The 18,332-nt window shown below is 70.0% G+C and carries 17 protein-coding genes; 6 read left to right on the top strand and 11 right to left on the bottom strand.

What is annotated here, in order from left to right:
* Positions 1–25: 25 nt before the first annotated feature.
* From JTJ31_RS11555 to JTJ31_RS11540, 4 genes are read right to left on the bottom strand one after another with little or no spacing between them, the layout of a single operon-like run.
* A complete protein-coding gene (locus JTJ31_RS11555; RefSeq protein WP_207538814.1) occupies positions 26–664 on the bottom strand; it encodes a glutathione S-transferase family protein in 639 nt (212 codons plus the stop codon).
* Positions 654–1,427 carry an enoyl-CoA hydratase/isomerase family protein gene (locus JTJ31_RS11550; RefSeq protein WP_207538813.1) on the bottom strand — a complete coding sequence of 258 codons (774 nt, stop codon included), beginning with the start codon at positions 1,425–1,427 and terminating at the stop codon, positions 654–656. The genes JTJ31_RS11555 and JTJ31_RS11550 overlap by 11 nt, the downstream gene beginning before the upstream one ends.
* Complete coding sequence (locus tag JTJ31_RS11545) at positions 1,420–2,328, bottom strand: VOC family protein (RefSeq protein WP_207538812.1); 909 nt, start codon at positions 2,326–2,328, stop codon at positions 1,420–1,422. Before JTJ31_RS11545 ends, JTJ31_RS11550 begins: the two co-directional genes overlap by 8 nt.
* Positions 2,325–3,038: a GntR family transcriptional regulator gene (locus JTJ31_RS11540; protein ID WP_207538811.1), complete on the bottom strand. Its 714-nt coding sequence runs from the start codon at positions 3,036–3,038 to the stop codon at positions 2,325–2,327. The genes JTJ31_RS11545 and JTJ31_RS11540 overlap by 4 nt, the downstream gene beginning before the upstream one ends.
* Before the next feature lie 143 nt (positions 3,039–3,181).
* On the opposite strand from JTJ31_RS11540, the gene JTJ31_RS11535 reads away from it, so the two are divergent.
* The 3 genes from JTJ31_RS11535 (at position 3,182) to JTJ31_RS11525 (ending at position 6,871) form a co-directional block, all read left to right on the top strand.
* Positions 3,182–4,147: a Bug family tripartite tricarboxylate transporter substrate binding protein gene (locus JTJ31_RS11535; RefSeq protein ID WP_207538810.1), complete on the top strand. Its 966-nt coding sequence runs from the start codon at positions 3,182–3,184 to the stop codon at positions 4,145–4,147.
* Between the two features lie 10 nt (positions 4,148–4,157).
* Positions 4,158–5,792, top strand: coding sequence for an amidase (locus JTJ31_RS11530; protein ID WP_207538809.1), 1,635 nt, complete (start codon positions 4,158–4,160; stop codon positions 5,790–5,792).
* Positions 5,793–5,896: 104 nt separating this feature from the next.
* On the top strand, positions 5,897–6,871 hold the full coding sequence (locus tag JTJ31_RS11525) for a Bug family tripartite tricarboxylate transporter substrate binding protein (RefSeq protein ID WP_207538808.1): 975 nt from the start codon (positions 5,897–5,899) through the stop codon (positions 6,869–6,871).
* 23 nt (positions 6,872–6,894) lie between these two features.
* Here JTJ31_RS11525 and JTJ31_RS11520 read toward each other — a convergent pair whose 3' ends face one another.
* From JTJ31_RS11520 to JTJ31_RS11505, 4 genes are all read right to left on the bottom strand, one after another.
* On the bottom strand, positions 6,895–7,962 hold the full coding sequence (locus tag JTJ31_RS11520) for a M20/M25/M40 family metallo-hydrolase (RefSeq protein WP_207538807.1): 1,068 nt from the start codon (positions 7,960–7,962) through the stop codon (positions 6,895–6,897).
* Between the two features lie 245 nt (positions 7,963–8,207).
* Positions 8,208–8,540: a hypothetical protein gene (locus tag JTJ31_RS11515; RefSeq protein ID WP_207538806.1), complete on the bottom strand. Its 333-nt coding sequence runs from the start codon at positions 8,538–8,540 to the stop codon at positions 8,208–8,210.
* A 27-nt stretch (positions 8,541–8,567) separates the two neighbouring features.
* Positions 8,568–9,782, bottom strand: a complete 1,215-nt coding sequence (locus JTJ31_RS11510) for an MFS transporter (RefSeq protein WP_207538805.1) — start codon at positions 9,780–9,782, stop codon at positions 8,568–8,570.
* Between the two features lie 14 nt (positions 9,783–9,796).
* Complete coding sequence (locus tag JTJ31_RS11505; RefSeq protein WP_207538804.1) at positions 9,797–11,116, bottom strand: tetratricopeptide repeat protein; 1,320 nt, start codon at positions 11,114–11,116, stop codon at positions 9,797–9,799.
* Positions 11,117–11,225: 109 nt separating this feature from the next.
* Here JTJ31_RS11505 and JTJ31_RS11500 point away from each other — a divergent pair, with 109 nt between their 5' ends.
* Positions 11,226–12,050 (top strand): AraC family transcriptional regulator, encoded by an 825-nt coding sequence (locus JTJ31_RS11500; RefSeq protein ID WP_207538803.1) that lies wholly within the window; start codon positions 11,226–11,228, stop codon positions 12,048–12,050.
* Here the strand turns inward: JTJ31_RS11500 and JTJ31_RS11495 are convergent.
* Positions 12,039–12,533 (bottom strand): YaiI/YqxD family protein, encoded by a 495-nt coding sequence (locus JTJ31_RS11495; RefSeq protein WP_207538802.1) that lies wholly within the window; start codon positions 12,531–12,533, stop codon positions 12,039–12,041. The genes JTJ31_RS11500 and JTJ31_RS11495 overlap by 12 nt on opposite strands.
* Before the next feature lie 118 nt (positions 12,534–12,651).
* On the opposite strand from JTJ31_RS11495, the gene JTJ31_RS25195 reads away from it, so the two are divergent.
* Entirely contained in the window at positions 12,652–14,751 is a 2,100-nt protein-coding gene (locus JTJ31_RS25195) for an HWE histidine kinase domain-containing protein (RefSeq protein WP_207538801.1), read from the top strand.
* Between the two features lie 41 nt (positions 14,752–14,792).
* Here the strand turns inward: JTJ31_RS25195 and JTJ31_RS11485 are convergent, their stop codons facing one another.
* Both JTJ31_RS11485 and JTJ31_RS11480 read right to left on the bottom strand, forming a co-directional pair.
* On the bottom strand, positions 14,793–16,340 hold the full coding sequence (locus JTJ31_RS11485) for an AMP-binding protein (protein ID WP_207538800.1): 1,548 nt from the start codon (positions 16,338–16,340) through the stop codon (positions 14,793–14,795).
* Positions 16,337–17,263, bottom strand: a complete 927-nt coding sequence (locus JTJ31_RS11480) for an NAD(P)H-dependent flavin oxidoreductase (RefSeq protein WP_207538799.1) — start codon at positions 17,261–17,263, stop codon at positions 16,337–16,339. The genes JTJ31_RS11485 and JTJ31_RS11480 overlap by 4 nt, the downstream gene beginning before the upstream one ends.
* A 90-nt stretch (positions 17,264–17,353) precedes the next feature.
* On the opposite strand from JTJ31_RS11480, the gene JTJ31_RS11475 reads away from it, so the two are divergent.
* Entirely contained in the window at positions 17,354–18,328 is a 975-nt protein-coding gene (locus tag JTJ31_RS11475) for a Bug family tripartite tricarboxylate transporter substrate binding protein (RefSeq protein ID WP_207538798.1), read from the top strand.
* Positions 18,329–18,332 lie beyond the last annotated feature (4 nt).

Raw genomic sequence — 18,332 nt, 5'->3', positions numbered from 1 at the left:
CTCCCTTGAGTCTTTTTCCGTCCCGTCAGGGCAGGCCGTTCCTTCCGTGCCGCCAGAAGGCGGGACGTTCCGACAGCCGCTCGAAATAATCAGCCACATGCGGAAGCTCGGGCTTCTCGAATCCCTGAACCGCGAACCAGCGATTCACCACGAGGCCGAGCGGGATGTCCGCCAGGGTGAAATCCTGCCCGCAGGCATAGGCACGCCCGTCGGAAAGCTCCGCGTCGAGCAGGCGCATGCTGTGGGTGAAATCCTGGCGCCCCTGCGCGACGAACCAGGGATTGTTCCAGGGCGCCTCCCCAAGCTGCCCTCCCAGGAAGGCGCCGCGCATGGCGTGGGTGAGGTCATAGGCGACCCAATCCATCCACTGCTCCACCCGCACACGCCTCCCCGGCGGCGAGGGATACAGCGTCTCCGCCCCATGCTTCAGGCAGAGATAGCGGAGGATCGCGTTGGACTCGCGCAGGACGAGGTCGCCGTCGATCACCACCGGGATCTGCGCGACGGGGTTGAGCCGAAGAAATTCCGGCGTCGAGGTCGAGGTGAAGCCGCGTCCCCAATCCTCCCGCGCGAAGGGCAGCGCGATCTCGTCGCAGAGCCAGAGGACCTTGCGGACGTTGAAGGAATTCGCGCGGCCCAGGATGCGCAGCGTCTCACCGGCCATGGAATTTTGCCTCCCGCTTCTCCGCGAAAGCCTGCTCCGCCTCGCGGTGGTCAGCAGTGAACCACAGGCGGGCGAAAACCTCGGCTGCCACTTGGCGCGCTTCCGGACGCGTCTCTCTCAGCGCACGCATCGCTTCCTTCACGCCCCGGATGGCGAGCGGCGCCGCGCGCTCCAGCGCCGCCGCGAGCTCCCGCGCCGCCGGGAGGGCGACAGGCGCCGCCATCTCCACGATCCCCGCCCCGCGCGCCTCCTCGGCCTCCAGCCTCTTGCCGGAGAGGAGGAGGGCCATTGCCCTACCGGGACCGATCAGGCGCGTCAGCCGCTCCAGCCCATCCCATCCGGGGATGATGCCCAGCCGCAGCTGCGGAAAGCCGATCCGCGCCCCCTCCCCGGCCACGCGCACATCGCAGGCCATTGCCAGCTCGGCGCCGCCGCCGATGGCGAAGCCGTCAATCGCGGCGATGACGGGCAATGGGTGCGCCTCGATCGCGTCCAGCAAAGCACGCGCGGAGCCGAACACCGTCTCCAGCGCCTCACGGTCCTCCAGCGCACGATAAGCCTTCAGGTCTCCGCCGGCGCAGAAGAAGCGGCCCGTGCCGGTCAGGATGACCGAGCGCAGCGTCGTATCCTCCGCCGCTGCGTCCAGCCGTGTGCGCAGCGCGGCGATGGTCGCCGCGTCGAGGGCGTTGCCAGCCTCGGGCCGGTCAATCGCGAGGATCAGCGTGCCGCCTTCGCGTTCCTCTCGGACTGGCCCCTCAGTCACGTTCCACCGCGTGGATCAGGACGCCGCCCATGGCGTCAGGATGGCAGAAGCCGATGCGGGCGCGGCGCGATCCCGGCCGTCCCTTGTGGTCGATCAGCGGCACGCCGGCCGCGCGAAGATGGGCCAGGGTGCGGTCGATGTCCCTCGCCTTGAAGGCGATGTGGTGCAGCCCCGCCCCGCGCGACGCGACGAAGCGCGCGATGGCCCCCTGGTCCTGGCGCGTGTTGCCGGCGCTGCCATGGGCCACCTGACCGGCTTGGTTCGGGTCAAAATTCTGCAGGAACTCCAGCTCGCAATCGCCTGCGGTGAGGAAGGCCACGCGAAGCCCACCGACTGGGACCGGCGGGCGGGTGTGATAGACGACGCCGTATCGGTCGGAGGTGAAGCTTTCCACCGCGATCTGCACCTCCATGTCGGTCTGCTGGCTCTCGACCCGGCAGCCGAGCTTTCCGCTGAAGGTGGCGATGGCCGCCTGGTTGTCCGCGCTGGCGATGCCGATGTGGTCGATCCGCTCCACATGGTCCGAACACCCGACACCGAAGCCGAGCGCCGGGGAAAGGCGGATCCGCACGCCGGCGGACTGCATCGGCTCCAGCGCGACGGCGCCACCGGGTGCGTCGGAGATACGGAACCCGGCTTCGGAGAGCCGTGCACCCGCCGTGCCCGGGTCCTCGGCGGCAAAGGCGATGTGGTGGACGCCGGGCTTCGCGCCTTCGCCCAGGAACGCATCCTCCGGGGCGAAGAGCGCAAGCGCCGTCTCGCCAATGGCGAAGACCGGGGCGCTGCTCGATCCGAAGCGCAGATCCTGCCGCGGGAGGCCGAGCAGATCACCCAGCACACGCGCGGCGCCTGCGACGTCCCTGGTAGCAAGAGCCACATAGGCGAGGGAGCGAGAGGTCATGCGGTTCTTTTCTTTCTGGCGTTGGTCGGCTCAAGCGGCTTGACCTGCTGCTCGCCGGGAAGCGGAAGCTGATCGACAAGGCTGTCGAGATGCGCGGTCGCGAGGGAGGAGGCGCGGGCCACATCGCCCGCTGCAATGGCGGCCACGATGGCGTCATGCTCGGCGATGGATGTCCCCGGCAGGTCGGGAAGGCGCGCCATCGCCGCCTGGTAGCGGCGGAGCCGGGTCCGGATCTGGGAATACATCCCGGCCAGGAGTTCGTTGCCGCCCGCCGCCACCAGCGCCTCGTGGAACGCGGCGGCGAGGCGCCGGTAGCCAGAGACGTCGCGATTGCCGACCGCCTCCCGCATCTGGTCCACGAGTGCCGCAAGCGGTTCCGCCGATGCGGGGTTGCGCGCCGCGGCACCAGCCGCGAAGGCCTCGATCGCCGAGCGGACGCCGAAGAGTTCGCGCAGCTCCGTCGCAGAAAGGGGACGCACCGCCGCCCCCTTGTGCAGGGACAGCTCGATCAGCCCCTCCTGCGCCAGGATGCGGAAGGCCTCGCGCAACGGCACGCGGCTGACGCCGCAGCGTGAAGCAAGTTCGCTTTCCACCAGCCGGGAACCGGGCGCGATCCGCTCCTCGAGGATCTCCTCGCGCAGCCACAAAGCCAGCCGCTCGGGCAGGCTGTCCGGCCGCGCAAAGGGCTTGCGCGCCACTGAAACGGACATTTCCTCGCGATCCGATGATTGTTATACAATTAGTCGAACTTCGCGGCGGCGAGTCAAGCGCCGGTTCTGCAGTGACGCACCCCTGGGTTGGACGCCGCACCGGTTTCCTTCACGGTGCGGAGGCCACTCCAAGGACCCCGGCCATGCACCGCCGCGCGCTGCTTTCCGCCCTGCCTCTGCTCGCCGGCTCCGGCGCCTCGGCGCAGGACGCCACCTCCTGGCCTAGCCGGCCGCTGCGGATCATCGTGCCCTTCGGCGCCGGCAGCACCACGGATCTGTTGGGCCGACTGGTGGCACAGCGCCTGGGAGACGCGCTCGGTCAGACAGTGGTGGTGGAGAACCGCCCCGGGGCCGGCGGCAATATCGGTACGGAGGCCGCGGCACGGGCACCCGCGGACGGCTATACGCTGCTGATGGGCGCCGCCAGCACCAACGCCATCAACCCAAGCCTCTACCGCTCGCTGCGCTTCGACCCGATCCGCGACTTCGCACCCGTCGCGCTGGTCGGGTCGGTCACCAACGTGCTGGTGGTGCCGCCCAGCCTTCCCGTCACCAGCGTCGCGGAGCTGATCGCCCTTGCGCGCACCCGCCCGCTTTCCTTCGCTTCGGGCGGGGCGGGAGGAAGCATCCACCTTTCGGGCGAGCTGTTCAGGAGCCTGGCCGGGCTGGACATGGTCCACGTGCCTTACAACGGCGGCGCCGCCGCGCTGCCAGACCTGCTGTCGGGACGCGTGGACCTGATGTTCGACGGGCTTCCCACCAGCCTTCCCCATATCCGCGCCGGGCGGCTGCGGGCCCTCGCCGTCACTTCCGCGGAGCGCAGCCCTGTGCTTCCGGAGATACCCACAGTCGCCGAAGCCGCCTTGCCGGGCTACGAGGCCGAGGGCTGGTTCGCCCTCTTCGCGCCGGCGGCAACCCCTGCCCCCATCCTTGACCGGCTGAACCGCGAGTTGGCCCGGCTGCTGGCCGACCCATCCGTCATCGCCCAGTTGTCGGCGCAGGGGGCCCGCGCCGGCGACAAGGTGGGCCAGGAATTCGGCCGCTTCGTGCTGGCGGAGCGCGACAAGTGGGGCACGGTGATCCGTGCCGCCGGCATCACCCTCGACTGAGGCAACACCCATGCCAGACACCATCCCTACCGATCCCTGCTTTCTCGGCATCGCCCAGGCAGCGCGGCTCATCGCGACGAAGCGGCTTTCCCCGGTCGAACTCACCCGCGCCCTGATCGCGCGCGCGGAGGCGCTGGACGGGCAGATCTGCAGCTACCTGCGGCCCAACTTCGACAGCGCGCTCGAAGAAGCACAGGCAGCGGAGAGCGACATCGCCTCGAACGGGCCGCGCGGCCCGCTGCATGGCGTGCCCTTCGGTCTCAAGGACATCTTCGACGTGGCGGGGTTGCCGACCACTGGCCAGTCGCGCGTCTATGCCAGCCAGGTGGCGCGGGAGGACAGCGAGGTGACGCGTCGCCTGCGCGAGGCAGGGGCGGTCTTGCTCGGCAAGCTCACGACGCATGAATGCGCGCATGGCGGCCCCTCCTTCGACCTCTTCGCGCCGCCTGCGCGCAATCCCTGGGACACTGCGCGCTTCACCGGGGGTTCCTCCTCTGGCTCCGGCGCGGCGGTCGCGGCGGGGCTGATGCCGCTCGCCCTCGGCTCCGACACGGGCGGCTCCATCCGCAACCCGGCGGCGCTGTGCGGCCTCGTCGGTCTCAAGCCCACCTATGGCCTGATCAGCCGCCGGGGCGTCATGCCCAATGCCTTTGGCTGGGACCATGTCGGCCCTATGACCTGGACGGTGGAGGATTGCGCCCTGGCGTTGCAGGTCCTGGCCGGGCACGACCCGGGGGACCCCGCCAGCGCCCGGGTCGAAGTTCCGGACTACCGGGTGGCGTTGACCGGCGATCTGCGCGGCCTCCGCATCGGCGTGCTGCGCCATTTCTTCGAGGAGGACCTTCCCGCCTCTCCCGCCGTGTCGGCGGCGCTGGAGCAGGCCTTCGCAGTGCTGCGCTCCCTGGGCGCCGAGTTGCGGGACGTACGCATCCGCCCCTCGCGCGACTATTCCGAATGCAAGATCATCGCGGCGGAGAGCGAGATCTTCGCCGTGCACGAGCATGCGTTGCGGCAGCAGCCAGACGCGTTCGGCGAGGATTTCCTCACGCGCATCCTGCCGGCCGTGACGATCCGCGGCGCGGACTACGTGCAGGCCAACCGCCTGCGCACCATCATGACCCGCGAGATCGAGGCGCTGCACCGCGAGGTGGACGTGCTCGTCACCGCGGCGCCCGGGCCGGCGCCGCTGCTTTCCGCATGGCGTCCGGCGAATTTCTGGCGCGGCCATGGCTCGCACGTACCGGTCTTCAACGTTACGGGCGCGCCGGCGCTGGTGCAGTGCATCGGCTTCGCGGACGGGCTGCCACTCTCTTTCCAGGTCGCGGGCCGGCCCTTCGAGGAGGCGACGGTGCTGCGCGTCGCCCATGCCTACGAGAAGGCGACAGGCGGGCGCGAAATCCGCCCATCCTTCGACCCGCTCGCTTCCGTGCCACCCTTGCCGCCCGTGCCGGAGCCGGAAGCCTCCACCCTGTCCTCCGCCGAGCAGGGCGAATTGCGCGATCTGCTCAAGCGCGCCGGGATCAGCCCCGGGGAGCGCGCCTTCCGGCACCTCTGCTCGGTGGTGCCGCATGTGCGGGAGGCGCTGGCCCGGCTGCACCGGCCAACCGCCTTCGCCGATGAGCCCGCCGCAGTGTTCCGGGCGTAGGATCGGTTCGGCTTGACCGCGCATCCCCGCACATGCGAGGCGAGCCAGCCGGTGTTCCGGGAATGGCGTTCGGATAAGCGCCGCTGAAGGAGGATGAGATGTCCATGAAGCGTCGCACTCTGCTGGCCGGGACTCCGTTTCTGGCACCATCCATCATCGGATCTGCGCGGGCCCAGGAGGCCTGGCCATCGCGCCCGGTCACCATCGTCGTGCCGTTCACCCCCGGCGGGTCGTCCGACATCATCGCCCGTGCCATGGCGCAGAACATGCAGCAGGCTCTCGGACGGCCGGTGGTGGTGGAGAACCGCCCCGGTGCGGGCGGAGAGATCGGCGCGCGCACCGTCATCCGCTCGGCGCCCGACGGCCACACGCTGATGCACGCGCCGATCAGCACCTGGGCGATCAACGTGCCGCTCCGCCCGCGCCTCGGCTACGACCCGGTGACGCAGCTCACCCGGATCATGCAGACGGTGCGCACGCCCAACGTGCTGGTGGTGAACCCGCAGCGCATCCAGGCCAATGACCTCGCCGGCGTGGTGGAGTGGGCGAAGCGGACGAGGGATGCCGCCTATTCCAGCAGCGGCAACGGCTCCTCCGACCACCTGACGGCCGAGATGTTCAAGCAGGCGACGGGGGCGGAGATCACGCACGTGCCGTTCAACGGGGGATCGCCAGCGACGACGGCGCTGCTCTCCGGCGACGTGCAGCTCTCCTTCCAGAATCTCGGCTCGATCACGCCGCAGATCGCAGCGGGCCGCGTCAAGCCAATCCTCGTCACCTCCGAGCAGCGCAGCTCGCTGCTTCCCAACGTGCCGACCGCCGCCGAGGCAGGCCTGCGCGACTTCGTCGTCTATTCCTGGCAGGGCCTGGGCGGTCCCGCAGGGATCGAGGGTCCGCTGCTTCAGCGCATCCACGCCGCAGCCGCCGCCGCGCTGCGCCAGAGCGAAACGGCCGCGCGCTTCGCCGAGCAGGGTTTCGAGGTGGTGGCAAGCTCGCCCGAGGAGTTCGCGTCCTTCCAGGAAGGCGAGATCGCCCGCTGGCGTCGCGTGATCCAGGCCGGCGGCATCACCGCAGACTGAACTGCCGCTAAGGAATCACGACGTCAGCGTGGCGTGAAGTCGGTATCCGGCTGGATCTGACGGCAATACGCCGCCACAAGCCGGCTGCAATTCCCCACGTCCGAAAGGCTCAGGACCTCGCTGGGCGTGTGCATGTAGCGCAGCGGAATTCCGACCAAGCCTGTTGCCATCCCGTGGCCGCTGATCTGCATCGCCTTCGCATCCGTCGGCGTGGTCCCAGGCGCGACGCGCACCTGGAACGGGAGGCCAGCCTCGATCGCGGCCTTTCGGAGCAGCCTGAACACGACCGGGTTGGTGTTGGCGCCGCGCGAGATGCTGGGCCCCTTGCCCATATCGAGCTTGCCGAACTGGGTCTGGCTCAGGCCGGGCAGGTCGATGGCATGCTCCATGTCGACCGCGATGCCCGTCCTTGCGCCAAGCGCCGCCGCAGCGGTCCAGGCGCCACGCGAGCCGATCTCCTCCTGCACCGTGCCGACCGCGAAGACACCGACATCCTCATGAAGCCCGCCCTCCTCCTTGAGGTGGCGCAGCGCCTCGGCCACGATGAACAGGCCTGCCTTGTTGTCGAAGCCTCTTGCCGCCGCCCGGTCTCCCAGCAGCGGCCGAAACTCGTATTGATAGGTGGCCAGGTCGCCGACCTCGACCACCTCCTCCGCCTCGTCTCGTGACGCGGCGCCGATGTCGATCCACAACTCCCCGAGCTTCGGCTTGCTTCCGGCCTCCTCCGGGCCAAGGAGGTGCGGTGCCTTGCGTCCAATGACGCCGGTGATCCGCTCACGCCCATACACCCAGACCAATTGGCCGACGGGCACCGCACTGTCATGGCCTCCGATGGCGTTGAAATAGAGCAGTCCATCATCCGCGATGTGGTGGATGATGAAGCCGATCTCGTCCATGTGGCCGGCAAGCATGATCTTCGCGGAGGCAGTGGGGTTCAGGGCCGCGGTGACGTTTCCATGGAGATCGGTCCGCACCTCATCCGCAAAGGGTCCGACATAGTCCCTGTATAGCTGGGCCACCTGCTCCTCGCTTCCACTCGGCGAAGCGGCGGCGATGATTCGCTTCAGGAAACTCAGGGACTCGTAGCGCATGAAGCGTGCCTTCCGGGTTATGGTTCGCGCTGCTTGGGTGGTGACGCAGGTGATCGCCCCAGATCGGCACCCTGTAAGGCTCGGTGCCTTCCTGCACCCGAGCGGAGCACTGGCGGCTTCTTGCCGATGGGGAACAAGGGGAGTCGGGCCGTCACCGCGTCAAAACGCGGCAAGGCGAAACTTGTTCGCTCACGCAATCAAGCTCTTTACCCAGTCACCGGCTCCACACTCGCCCTGCGTGAGGCCTATGTCGCGACGCTGCCGTCTGCCTCGTCGATCGTCTGGCCCAGCGCGTTATCAGCGATGAGCGGCGTCTGGAAATACTGCACCGTGGGCTCGCTGCCATAGGTGCGGCGCACCCTATCGAGCCAAGCGGCGTCGCGTGCCTGCCGCGCCGCTTCCATGCTGCGCCACAGATAGACGCCGCCGGCGCGGCGGGTCCCCGGGTCGAAAAGGTAGTTCTTGCGGATCAGCTCAGGATTGGCGCGCCAGCTCGGCGCGCTGCGGCGGAAATTCGCCACGACCTCCTCCCGCGTCATCCCGTCAGGCACTCCAAACGTGACGATTTCCGTGATCATGGGCAATTCCTCCCTCCTTCTCGCTTATCAGGACGATGGAACGGAAATCTCCCTCACCCTGCGGCGCGACGCTGCGCCGGCCGCCAACGCCGCCACAGCCAGCACGAGCGGCCCGAACGACACCCAGAGCACCGTGTCCCAGCCATAGGCGGTCAGCACCCCGCCAGACGCGAAGGAACCCACCGCCATCACCCCGAAGACGATGAAGTCGTTGAGCGACTGCACGCGCGTGCGCTCCTCCGGCCGGTGGCATTCCAGGACCATCGCGGAGGCGCCGACGAAGCCGAAATTCCAGCCTAGGCCGAGCATGGTCAGGCTCCACCAGAAATGCGCGACCTCCTGGCCGAGAAGTCCGGCCACCGCGGCCGCGCCCGTCAGCACCAGCCCGGCCGCCATGACCCGCGGCGCGCCGAAGCGCGTGATCAGCCGCCCAGTGAAGAAGCTCGGCGCATACATGGCGATGACATGCCATTGCAGGCCGAGATTGGCGGCCTCCTGCGACAAGCCGCAGAGCCTCATCGCCAGCGGCGCGGCGGTCATCAGGAAGTTCATCAGGAGGTAGGAGACGACGCCGCAGGTCACGGCGACGACGAAGCGCGGCTGGCGCGCAATGACAGAGAGCGGCCGCCCGCCCGCCACCTCGGCGGCCGTTGGCCTGGGAAGGCGGATCCCCGCCAGGATGAGGGCGCAGAGCGCCGCCACCCCCGCCTGCGCCAGGAAGGTCGCGGCAAAGAGGTAGGGCGGCCACAGATCCATCGTGTAGGTGACGATCTGCGGGCCGATCACCCCGGCGAAGATCCCTCCCGCCATGACCAGCGACAGCGCGCGCGGACGGCGCTCCGGCGCCACGCCATCGGCCGCCGCGAAGCGGAAGGACAGCACCACCGCCGCATAGGCGCCGCCAAAGAAGGTCGCCAGGCAGAACAGCAAGAAGGACCCCAGCACGACCGCGAGCGCCGCAAGCAGCCCGACCAGCACGCCGCAACCGGTCCCGGCCAGGAAGGCCGCCCGGCGCCCATGCCGCCGCGCGATCGCGCCGGCCGGCAGCGTGCAAGCCGCCATGCCAACCACGAAGATGGAGATGGGCAGGGTCGCCAGCGCCTTGTCGGGCGCAAGGGTGTTCCCAACGATCGCACCCGTCGCATAGACGATCGTCGCATTCGCACCGGCCAGTGCCTGCGCAATGGCGAGGCGCGCGACATTGCCCACCTCATGCGGGGACGCAGCCTCGGCAGTAGACATCTTCGTGTTTTCCTTCAGGCGGTCAGCAGGCCGAGCCAACGCGTGTCCCGCGGCGACGGGCGGCGGTGCAGTCGGCGATCGAGCAACGCGCGGGCCTTCGCGGCCTCGCCGCCGCGCAGCTCGGCGAGAAGGAGCATGTCCTCCAGCATCTCGCGCTGGGCGCCGCTGCCGCCGATGCGCGCGACCTCGGCCGCGACCGGCTCCAGGATGCGCGCGCAACCCGCGTAATCCCCTTCGGCGAAGGCCAGCGCCGCGCGGCAAATCGCCGGCACCACCGGCCCCGCGGCGTAGCTCCCCGCCTCGACAAGGCGCGTCACCGCGTCGGTGCGGCGCCCAACCGCCTCGCGATCCCCCATGGCAGCCTCGAGGATGGCCATGTGGGTATCGGCGAAGGCGAGGCCGGGCTGACCGAAGGCCGGCTTCGCATAGGAAGCCGCCTCCTGCCACAGACCCTCGGGAACCACATGGCCATAGGCCTGAAGCCGCCACAGGAACGACGCCGTGTCCGTCACCACGTTGATCGGCAGCCCGGCCGAGACCGCGGGCCGCACATACTGTCCGTAGATGCCGAGCGCCCGCTCCGTGTCGCCGCGCTCCAGCGCGCCTAGCGTCGCGTGCCAGGCGATGTGGCCGTGCAGCGTGCCACTGCGGTCATAGCCGGGCAGCCAGGCTTCGATCAGCCTCTCGGCTTCCTCGCCCGCCCCGGCCTCGTGCATCGCGTGGGAGAGCGCATGGGCGGCGTTGGCGTTCTCCCGCCGCAGGTTGAAGCCGCGCTCGACCAGGGCACGGCCGCGCTCGGCCGCGCCGTTCTCGGCATGGGACCAGCCACGATAGGTGAGGAACCACCAGTCATCCGCCGCGTAATGCGATGCGTGACGCTCGCAGAAATCCACGCGCGCCTGGTCGTGGTCCACCATGCCGGAAAAGGCGAAAAGCCCGAAGGCGCCGAGCGGCAGTGACAGGATCAGCGCGTCGAGCGGCCACGCATCGGCGTGCGCGAGCGAGCGCTCCAGCGCCAGCCTCGACTGGCCGTTGATGGCAAGCGACAGCACCTCCACATGGCTGCGCTCCCGCTCCGTCCCGTTCCGCCGGACGAGTTCCGTCGCCTTCGCAATGCTCGCACGCGCTTCGGCCGGTTCGGCGCGGATGGCGTGGAGGCGGGCGCGCGCGGCATGGGCGAGGGCGAAGTCGGGATCGGTGGCGAACGCCTCCTCCAGCGCCTCGGCCGCGCCTGGCCAGGCGGACAGGAGAAGATCCACGCCCTCCCGATAGCGCTCGGCGGCGCGGTCCGATGTCGTCGAGAGCGGCAAGCCGCGGCGGTCGAGGCGAGCCATGGCATTTCCCTCATTCCTGGGACTGGCTTCTCTATAAGCCACGGCCCCGTGGCCGTCTTTCGACGGACCGCCAATTCATGTAGAATAGACGCCAAAGCGGAACCACACAGTGCGCTGGGAAACCCTTGCCGCGCCGCCCGGGGCCAAGCCGCCCCGTCCCATGACGGTCCGGGCGCAGTCCATCCCGGCGCGGCATTATTTCCCTGAGCATGCTCATGCTTGGCACCAGGTCGTCTACGCGATCTCCGGCGTGCTGACGGTGGCGGTCGAGGGGCAGTCCTTCGCGATCTCGACAGAGCAGGCGGTCTGGCTGCCGACCGGCCTGCGTCACCGGGTCGGGTCCCTGCTAGGTGCGGAGTTCCGCAGCCTGTGGATCGCGGAGGAGGCTGGCGAGGGCCTGCCTGCGAGTCCGACGGTGTTCGGCGTCTCCCCCCTGCTGCAGGCGCTGATCATCGAGGCCGCAGAGATCGAAGGCCAGGGCGAGGATGACGGCTATATGGGGCGTGTCACGGCACTCATCCTTGACCAGTTGCGGCGTGCGCAGCCCCTGCCCGGTGCCCTCCCCTGGCCGCGCGACGCTTCCCTGGTCACGCTGTGCCAAGCGCTCTACGCCAACCCGGCGGACGAGCGCGGGCCGGAGGCATGGGGGCGTGAACTCGGCATGTCGGAGCGGACGCTGGCGCGGCGCTTCGAGGCGGAGCTGGGCATGAGCCTGCGCTCCTGGCGGCGGCGCCTGCGGCTTTTCAAGGCGATCGAGCTACTGGGCGGCGGCCTGGGCGTGACGCAGACGGCAATGGCACTCGGTTATGGCTCGGCCTCGGCCTTCGTCTACGCGTTCCGCACCGAGATGGGCTGCAGCCCGCAGGCCTATATGCGGGGCGCGATGGCCGAGCGGCGGGCCGGCGCGGCCCGGAATGCTTCGCTACTCGAATGACACCCAGGGCCGGGACGGCGGGGCCAGGAGGTCCCTCCGTGCCGCCTCCACCGCCGCGTCCAGCGCCGCCAGGAACCGGGACCGGTCCTCGCGGGTCAGCGGCGAAGGACCGCCCGCCATCAGGCCGGCATCGCGCCGGCTCTGCGCGATCTCCCGCCCGGCAAGCGCCCCGCCGATATTGTCCGTGGTCCAGGGCCGGCCGCGCGGGGAGAGCGCCCGCGCGCTTCGCTCCAGGCATCGCGCGGCCAGCGGGATATCGGCCGTGATGCAGACATCGCCTCGGGCGATGTGCTCGACGATCCAGTCATCCGCGGCATCCGCGCCCTCCGCGACCAGCACATCGCGCACATTCGGCAGGCCGGAGGGGCGGGCGGCACGGGCTCCGTTGCTCACCACCACCACGGGCAGGTCGCGGCGCGTGGCCACGCGAAACACCTCCTCTCGCACCGGGCAGGCGTCTCCATCCACGTAGAGTGTCGTCATGGTCCGGACCATGCGCGGCCGGCAGCGCCGCCGCAAGCATGGTCCCCTCGCCAAGACATGCCTCTGGTCACGAGGCATCTCACCGTCGTATGGGTTCGCTGAACGGGGACCCCAACACGTGCGACGCTCCTTCAGCCTGCGGCTCCACCTGATGGGTCTCGTCGCAGCGGTGCTCGTGCCGTCGCTGATCGCCGGCGGCACCGCCGCTTGGCGCCTCGCCTCCTCCTACCGCGAAGCCTTCGAGGAGCGCCTGCAGGACACCGCCAGCGCCCTCGCGCTCTTCGTGGAAAGCGAGATCGAAACCTACCGCACCATCGCAAACTCCCTCGCCCTTTCGCCCATGGTCGAGGGCGAGGATCTTTCCGCCTTCCGGGAATGGGCCCGCAGCCTCACGGCACCGCTCGGCAGCTGGGTCGTCGTGCACGAGATGCAGCCCACGATCCGGCGCCTGCTGAACACCGCCACCGCCGATGATGCGGTGCTGGCGACCGGCCCGGGGCCGCTGACCTTCCGCGCCTTGGGCCAGGCGCTCGAGACGCGGCGGGTGGCCGTCTCCGACTTCATTATCGGCGGCGTGACGGGCCGGCCGATCGTCGTGGTCGCCGCACCCGTCATCCGCAACGGAGAGGTCACACGCATCGTCAGCGTGGCGGTCGACTTGGTGCGGCTCTCGGAAAGGCTGCACGCCCGCGCACCGGGCGGGGAAACCTTCGCCTCCGTCGCCGATAGCGGCGGAAGGATCGTCGCGCGGTCGCGCAATTACGAACAGCTTCTGGGGGTCCTCCCGCCCAGCCGCGCGGTGCCGGAGACGGCACGCAGCCAGCGTGTCTTCGAGGCGGCGGCCAGCGACGGTGGACGCGCAATCTTCTCGGGCCAGCACATCGCGAATTTGCCCGGCTGGACCATCGTCGTCGCCGAGCCGCATGCCGGCTACCGCGCCAGCTGGCTCACTCCCCTTCTCACGCTGATTGCGGGTGGTCTGGCGGCGGTCCTGCTCGGCGTGGCGGCGGCAGCCTGGGTCGCGAACCGCATCACGCGCCCGGTCCAGGCGATGATGCGACACGCCGACGCCGTGGCGGACCGGCCAGACCGCGAAGAGCGACCCTCTCCGCCCGCCATCATCACCGGCGTGCTGGAATTCGAACGTCTCCAACACGCCACCGAGCGCGCGGAGATGGCGCTGGAGGCACGCGCGCTGGAATATCAGGCCATCTTCGACACGGCGGCCGCGGGCGTTGCCGAGGTTGATGCCGCGACGCTGCGATACGTGAGGGTCAATCGCCGCTTCTGCGAGATCGTCGGGCGCGAGGAGGCGGAGCTGGTCGGCCATCTCGTCCCCGACGATCTCGTGCATCCCGAGGATCGGGGACGGACACCGGCGACGCTCGCCCGCCGGAAGCGCCGCGCGATCCAGGTCGAAGGCCGCGTGATGCGGCCAGATCGCAAGCTGACCTGGGTCCGGGCCAGCGCCTCCGTGATCCTCGAACGCGGAACCGGGCGGCCGCTGCGCATCCTGACCATCCTGCAGGACATCACTGAGCGTCGGCAGGCCGAAGAGGCCCGCGCCCTGCTCGCGGGGGAGGTTGATCACCGCGCCAAGAATGCGCTGGCCGTCGTGCTGGCCGCGGTCCGCCTAACCCCCAAGACAGAGGTGGAAGCCTATGCCCGGGCCATCGAGGGACGCGTGGCTGCGCTTGCCCGCACGCATGCCCTTCTGGCCGACGCGCGCTGGACCGGCGCCGACCTCCAGGCCCTCGTGGAGGGGGAGCTTGCACCCTTCCTGGCTCCGTCGGGCGGGCCGCAGCCTCGCGCGCGCCTATCAGGGCCTCCGCTCGTCGTGGCGGCGGAGGCAGCCCAGACCATCTCGCTCCTGCTGCATGAGCTGGCGACCAACGCGACGAAGTATGGCGCCCTCTCGGTTCCAGGCGGCACGGTCGAGGTCAGCTGGGAGCGGGATGACGCGGCGGGGCTGCTGTGCCTGCGCTGGACCGAGCGGAACGGGCCGCCGGCTGAGGCACCCAAGCGGCAGGGCTTCGGCACCCGCGTCATCAACCGGCTGGTGGAAGCGCAGCGCGATGGGTCGGTGGAGCGGCATTGGGCGGCCGATGGCTTCTCCTGTGTCGTGACCATGGGGTTCGGCAGCGCCCCTGGGAAGCCTGGGACCCCGCGCCCACCGCAAGGCTCAGAGGGGCAGAAGGCGCCCGCCGACGCTGAGTAGCCTCCACGCGCCTAAGCAGGGGAGACGCCGCGTGGCCTCGCCTAGGCCACCCCCCTGCCCTCGCCCTCCCAATGCCGCGCGCGCAGCGCCTTCTTGTCCAGCTTGCCCAGCGGCGTCAGCGGCAGGGATTCCGCGAACTCCACCTGTTTGGGCGCGTGCAGCCTGCCCTTGCGGGCGCGCACCAGCTCCACGAGTTCGGTCGCCGTCGCGCGCTGGCCGTCGCGCAGCACCACCACGGCTTTCACCGCCTCGCCCCATTGCGGGTCGGGCACGCCGATCACCGCCGCCATGGCGACGGCTGGATGGGTGGCCAGCACGTCCTCCACCTCGCGCGGATAGACGTTGAAGCCGCCACTCACCACCATGTCCTTCTTGCGGTCCACGATGGTGAGGCGCCCCACCTCGTCTCGCGTGGCGATGTCACCTGTATGCAGCCAGCCGCCGGCGAAGGCATCCGCCGTCTGCTCGGGCTGTCGCCAATAGCCCTGCATCACGCAGGGCGAGCGGACGCAGATCTCGCCCGCCGCACCGACCGGCACTTCGTTGCCGTCGCCATCCAGCAGCGCCACCTCGCTCGCCGCGGCCGGGAAGCCGCAGGCGGCCAGCAGCTCGGGCCGCGCCGGGTCATGGTCCTCGCGCGGCAGGCTCGCGATCGGATAGCACTCGCTCTGCCCGTAAAGCTGGGAGAAGACCGGACCGATGCGCTCCAGCCCCTCGGCGAGGCGCGTGGGTGCCATGGGCGATGCGCCATAGAGCAGCAGGTCGAGTGACGAAAGGTCGAACTCGCCCAGGCGCGGATGGTCGAGCAGCCGGTAGATCATGCTCGGCACCATCAGCGTCGTGGTGATGCGTGCGGCTTCGATGGCGCGCAGCAACTCCTCCGGCTCGAAGCGGCCCAGCAGGTGGACGCTGCCACCGCGCAGCAACACAGGCACGACATTGGTCCCCGCGACGTGGGAGATGGGCGCGACGGCGAGGAAGCGCGGCCGTGCCGCCCACTCGAACTCCGCCATCACCGTCACCGCCATCTGCGCCAACCCACCCGAGGCGCGCATCACCCCCTTGGGCCGCCCGGTCGTTCCGCCGGTGTAGTTCAACGCCGCAAGGTCCTCGGGCTTCGACACGTCCCGCGCCGTTCGCGAACCCGCCTCCTCCGCGGCGCGGATCAGGTCCAACCCCGCCTCATGCGCACCGACGGTGAGCAGATTCAGCCCAGGCAGGGAGGCCGCGAGCTCCGCCCCGCGCGCGCCATAGGAAGCCGCGTCCACGACGAGGTGCTTCGCTCCGCTATCCTCGATCTGGAAGCGATGCGCCTCCGCCGCACCGAGCGGATGCAGCCAGGTCGTCGCGGCTCCCAGCGCCTGCGCGGCAACGCCGACGCACCAGGCCTCCCAGCGATTGGGCGAAAGCAGCGCGATACGGTCCCCCGCGCCCAGCCCCTGCGCTGCCAGCACCGTCTGGACGCGCCCGATGAAATCGGACGCCGCGCCTCCGCTCACTTCTGCGCCACCCTCGACGAAGCAGGCACGGTCCGGCCGCCGCCGCAGCGCGCGCAGAGCCAGCGAGGGAAAGGTCGGGCCCGTGTTCATGCCGCCAGCGCTCCCCGTGCCGCCTCGTACTCGCGCTGCGTCTCCGCCACCATCTCTGCCACGCTCGGGATTGCGCGGACGCCGGAGACGGAGTGACCCGCGCTCCACACATCCTTCCAGCGGCGGATGCCCCTGCTGCCGCCGCTGCCATAGAGCGCGCCCGCGCGCTCCTCCGTCATGTCGGCCGGCAGTTGCGCGGGGTCGAGCCCGGCGGCGCGAATGGAGGGGATCAGCGTGTTCGTCTCTAGCCCGGTGAAGGCCTTGGAGAGCAGGATGTCGTCCAGGGTGCTCTCCACCAGCATGCGCTTATAGGCCGGGTCGGCGATGCTTTCTTCGGTGGCGATGAACTTCGTGCCCATGTAGCCGAGCTCGCAGCCGAGCGCGCGCGCCGCCAGCAGCGCCGCGCCGTCGCTGATGCCGCCCGCCATCACCAAAGGCTTGTCGGTCATGGCGCGAACCGCGCGGGCGAAGGCGAAGCCATTGGCCCAGCCCGTCTGCCCGCCCGCACCCGCCGTCAGCAGGATGAGCCCGTCCGCCCCCGCGCGCAGCGCCTTCTCGGCATGGCGCAACGAGGCGACATCGGCCAGCACCAGGCAGCCCGCATCATGCAGCGGCGCGATCACCGGGTCGGGGGCGCCGACGGAGGTGATGACGATCTCCGGCCGATGGCGCAGCAGCACAGCCAATTCCTCGCGCAGCGTGACGCGCCGCATGATGAGGTTGAGGCACCAGGGCGCGTCGCGCGGCGTCACCGCGCCGCCGATACGCGTGAGCCATCCGTCCAGCTCTTCCGGCGAGCGGCAATTCGCCCCCGGGAAGGCGCCGATCACGCCAGCGCGGCAGGCCGCAATGACGAGGTCCGGTCCCGACACGCGGAACATCGGCGCCGCGATCAGCGGCAGGGCGAGGCGCCCCTCGAACATGCGGTCCACTCCCTCGATCTCTGCGCCATGCTGTCTGGACTCGGGACGCGCGGCAATCGCACCATCGTCTCAACGATATCGGAGGACCCCATGATCGCCCGCCGCACCCTGGCGCTCGGCGCCCTGCTCGCTCCACCTGCTCCCCTGCGCGCCCAGGGCTTCCCACAGCGTCCGGTGCGGCTGGTGATTCCCTATGCGCCCGGCGGCCTCGCCGACATCATGAGCCGCATCATGGCCCAGGGCATGGGCGACGTGCTGGGCCAGCCCGTCGTGCCCGAAAGCCGCCCCGGCGCCGCAACCATCATCGGCCATCAGCAGACGGCGCAAGCACCGCCGGATGGGCACACGATGGTCTTCACCAGCGGTGCGGGCTACGTCACCAACCCGCTGCTCTATCGCAACATGCCCTTCGACGCGCAGCGCGACCTTCGCGTCTTCGGCATCGTGGCCGAGACGCCCTTCGTGATGATCGTCCATCGCGACTTCCCCGCGCGAACCGTGCAGGATTTCGTCGAAGGGGCGCGGCAAAGGCGCGGCGGCCTGAACTACGCTTCGGTCGGGCGCGGCAACCCGCTGGAGCTGGCGGCGGAGATGTTCCGCATGGCGGCGGGCATCGAGATGCAGGGCGTCGTCTACAATGGCAGCGCGCCCTCGCATCTCGCGCTCCAGCGCGGCGAGGCGCATATGATGTTCGACGTGCTTGGCAACGCCATGCCGCAGATCCGCGACGGGGTGATGCGCCCGCTTGCCGTCGCCTCGAAGACCCGCCACCCCATGCTGCCCGACGTGCCGACCCTGGCCGAAAGCGGCTTCCCGGACTACTCGGCCGATACGTGGTTCGGCCTCGCCACCCATCGCGCGGCGCCGGATGCCGCCGTGGCGCGGCTGCGGGAGGCGCTCGCGCATGTGCAGCGCGACGAGGCCTTCATCCGCCGCTTCACCGAGGCCGGAATGACGCTGCCCGGCCCGATGGAGGAAAGCGCCATCGAGGCCCGCATCGCCGAGGAGCGCGAGAAGTGGCGGCGCGTCATCCAGGCCAACGGCATCTCTCTTGAGATGCGCTGACCGG

This window comes from Sabulicella rubraurantiaca (assembly GCF_017355885.1).
GTDB classification, from domain to species: Bacteria; Pseudomonadota; Alphaproteobacteria; order Acetobacterales; family Acetobacteraceae; genus Roseococcus; species Roseococcus rubraurantiacus.
This window is presented reverse-complemented; position numbering and strand designations above follow the sequence as displayed.

What these genes read in the sequence shown, in the direction of transcription:
- JTJ31_RS11555 (WP_207538814.1), bottom strand. Translation starts at nt 664, where the DNA reads ATGGCCGGTGAGACGCTGCGCATCCTGGGCCGCGCGAATTCCTTCAAC.
- JTJ31_RS11545 (WP_207538812.1), bottom strand. Translation starts at nt 2,328, where the DNA reads ATGACCTCTCGCTCCCTCGCCTATGTGGCTCTTGCTACCAGGGACGTC.
- JTJ31_RS11540 (WP_207538811.1), bottom strand. Translation starts at nt 3,038, where the DNA reads ATGTCCGTTTCAGTGGCGCGCAAGCCCTTTGCGCGGCCGGACAGCCTG.
- JTJ31_RS11535 (WP_207538810.1), top strand. Translation starts at nt 3,182, where the DNA reads ATGCACCGCCGCGCGCTGCTTTCCGCCCTGCCTCTGCTCGCCGGCTCC.
- JTJ31_RS11530 (WP_207538809.1), top strand. Translation starts at nt 4,158, where the DNA reads ATGCCAGACACCATCCCTACCGATCCCTGCTTTCTCGGCATCGCCCAG.
- JTJ31_RS11525 (WP_207538808.1), top strand. Translation starts at nt 5,897, where the DNA reads ATGAAGCGTCGCACTCTGCTGGCCGGGACTCCGTTTCTGGCACCATCC.
- JTJ31_RS11520 (WP_207538807.1), bottom strand. Translation starts at nt 7,962, where the DNA reads ATGCGCTACGAGTCCCTGAGTTTCCTGAAGCGAATCATCGCCGCCGCT.
- JTJ31_RS11515 (WP_207538806.1), bottom strand. Translation starts at nt 8,540, where the DNA reads ATGATCACGGAAATCGTCACGTTTGGAGTGCCTGACGGGATGACGCGG.
- JTJ31_RS11510 (WP_207538805.1), bottom strand. Translation starts at nt 9,782, where the DNA reads ATGTCTACTGCCGAGGCTGCGTCCCCGCATGAGGTGGGCAATGTCGCG.
- JTJ31_RS11505 (WP_207538804.1), bottom strand. Translation starts at nt 11,116, where the DNA reads ATGGCTCGCCTCGACCGCCGCGGCTTGCCGCTCTCGACGACATCGGAC.
- JTJ31_RS11495 (WP_207538802.1), bottom strand. Translation starts at nt 12,533, where the DNA reads ATGACGACACTCTACGTGGATGGAGACGCCTGCCCGGTGCGAGAGGAG.
- JTJ31_RS11485 (WP_207538800.1), bottom strand. Translation starts at nt 16,340, where the DNA reads ATGAACACGGGCCCGACCTTTCCCTCGCTGGCTCTGCGCGCGCTGCGG.
- JTJ31_RS11480 (WP_207538799.1), bottom strand. Translation starts at nt 17,263, where the DNA reads ATGTTCGAGGGGCGCCTCGCCCTGCCGCTGATCGCGGCGCCGATGTTC.
- JTJ31_RS11475 (WP_207538798.1), top strand. Translation starts at nt 17,354, where the DNA reads ATGATCGCCCGCCGCACCCTGGCGCTCGGCGCCCTGCTCGCTCCACCT.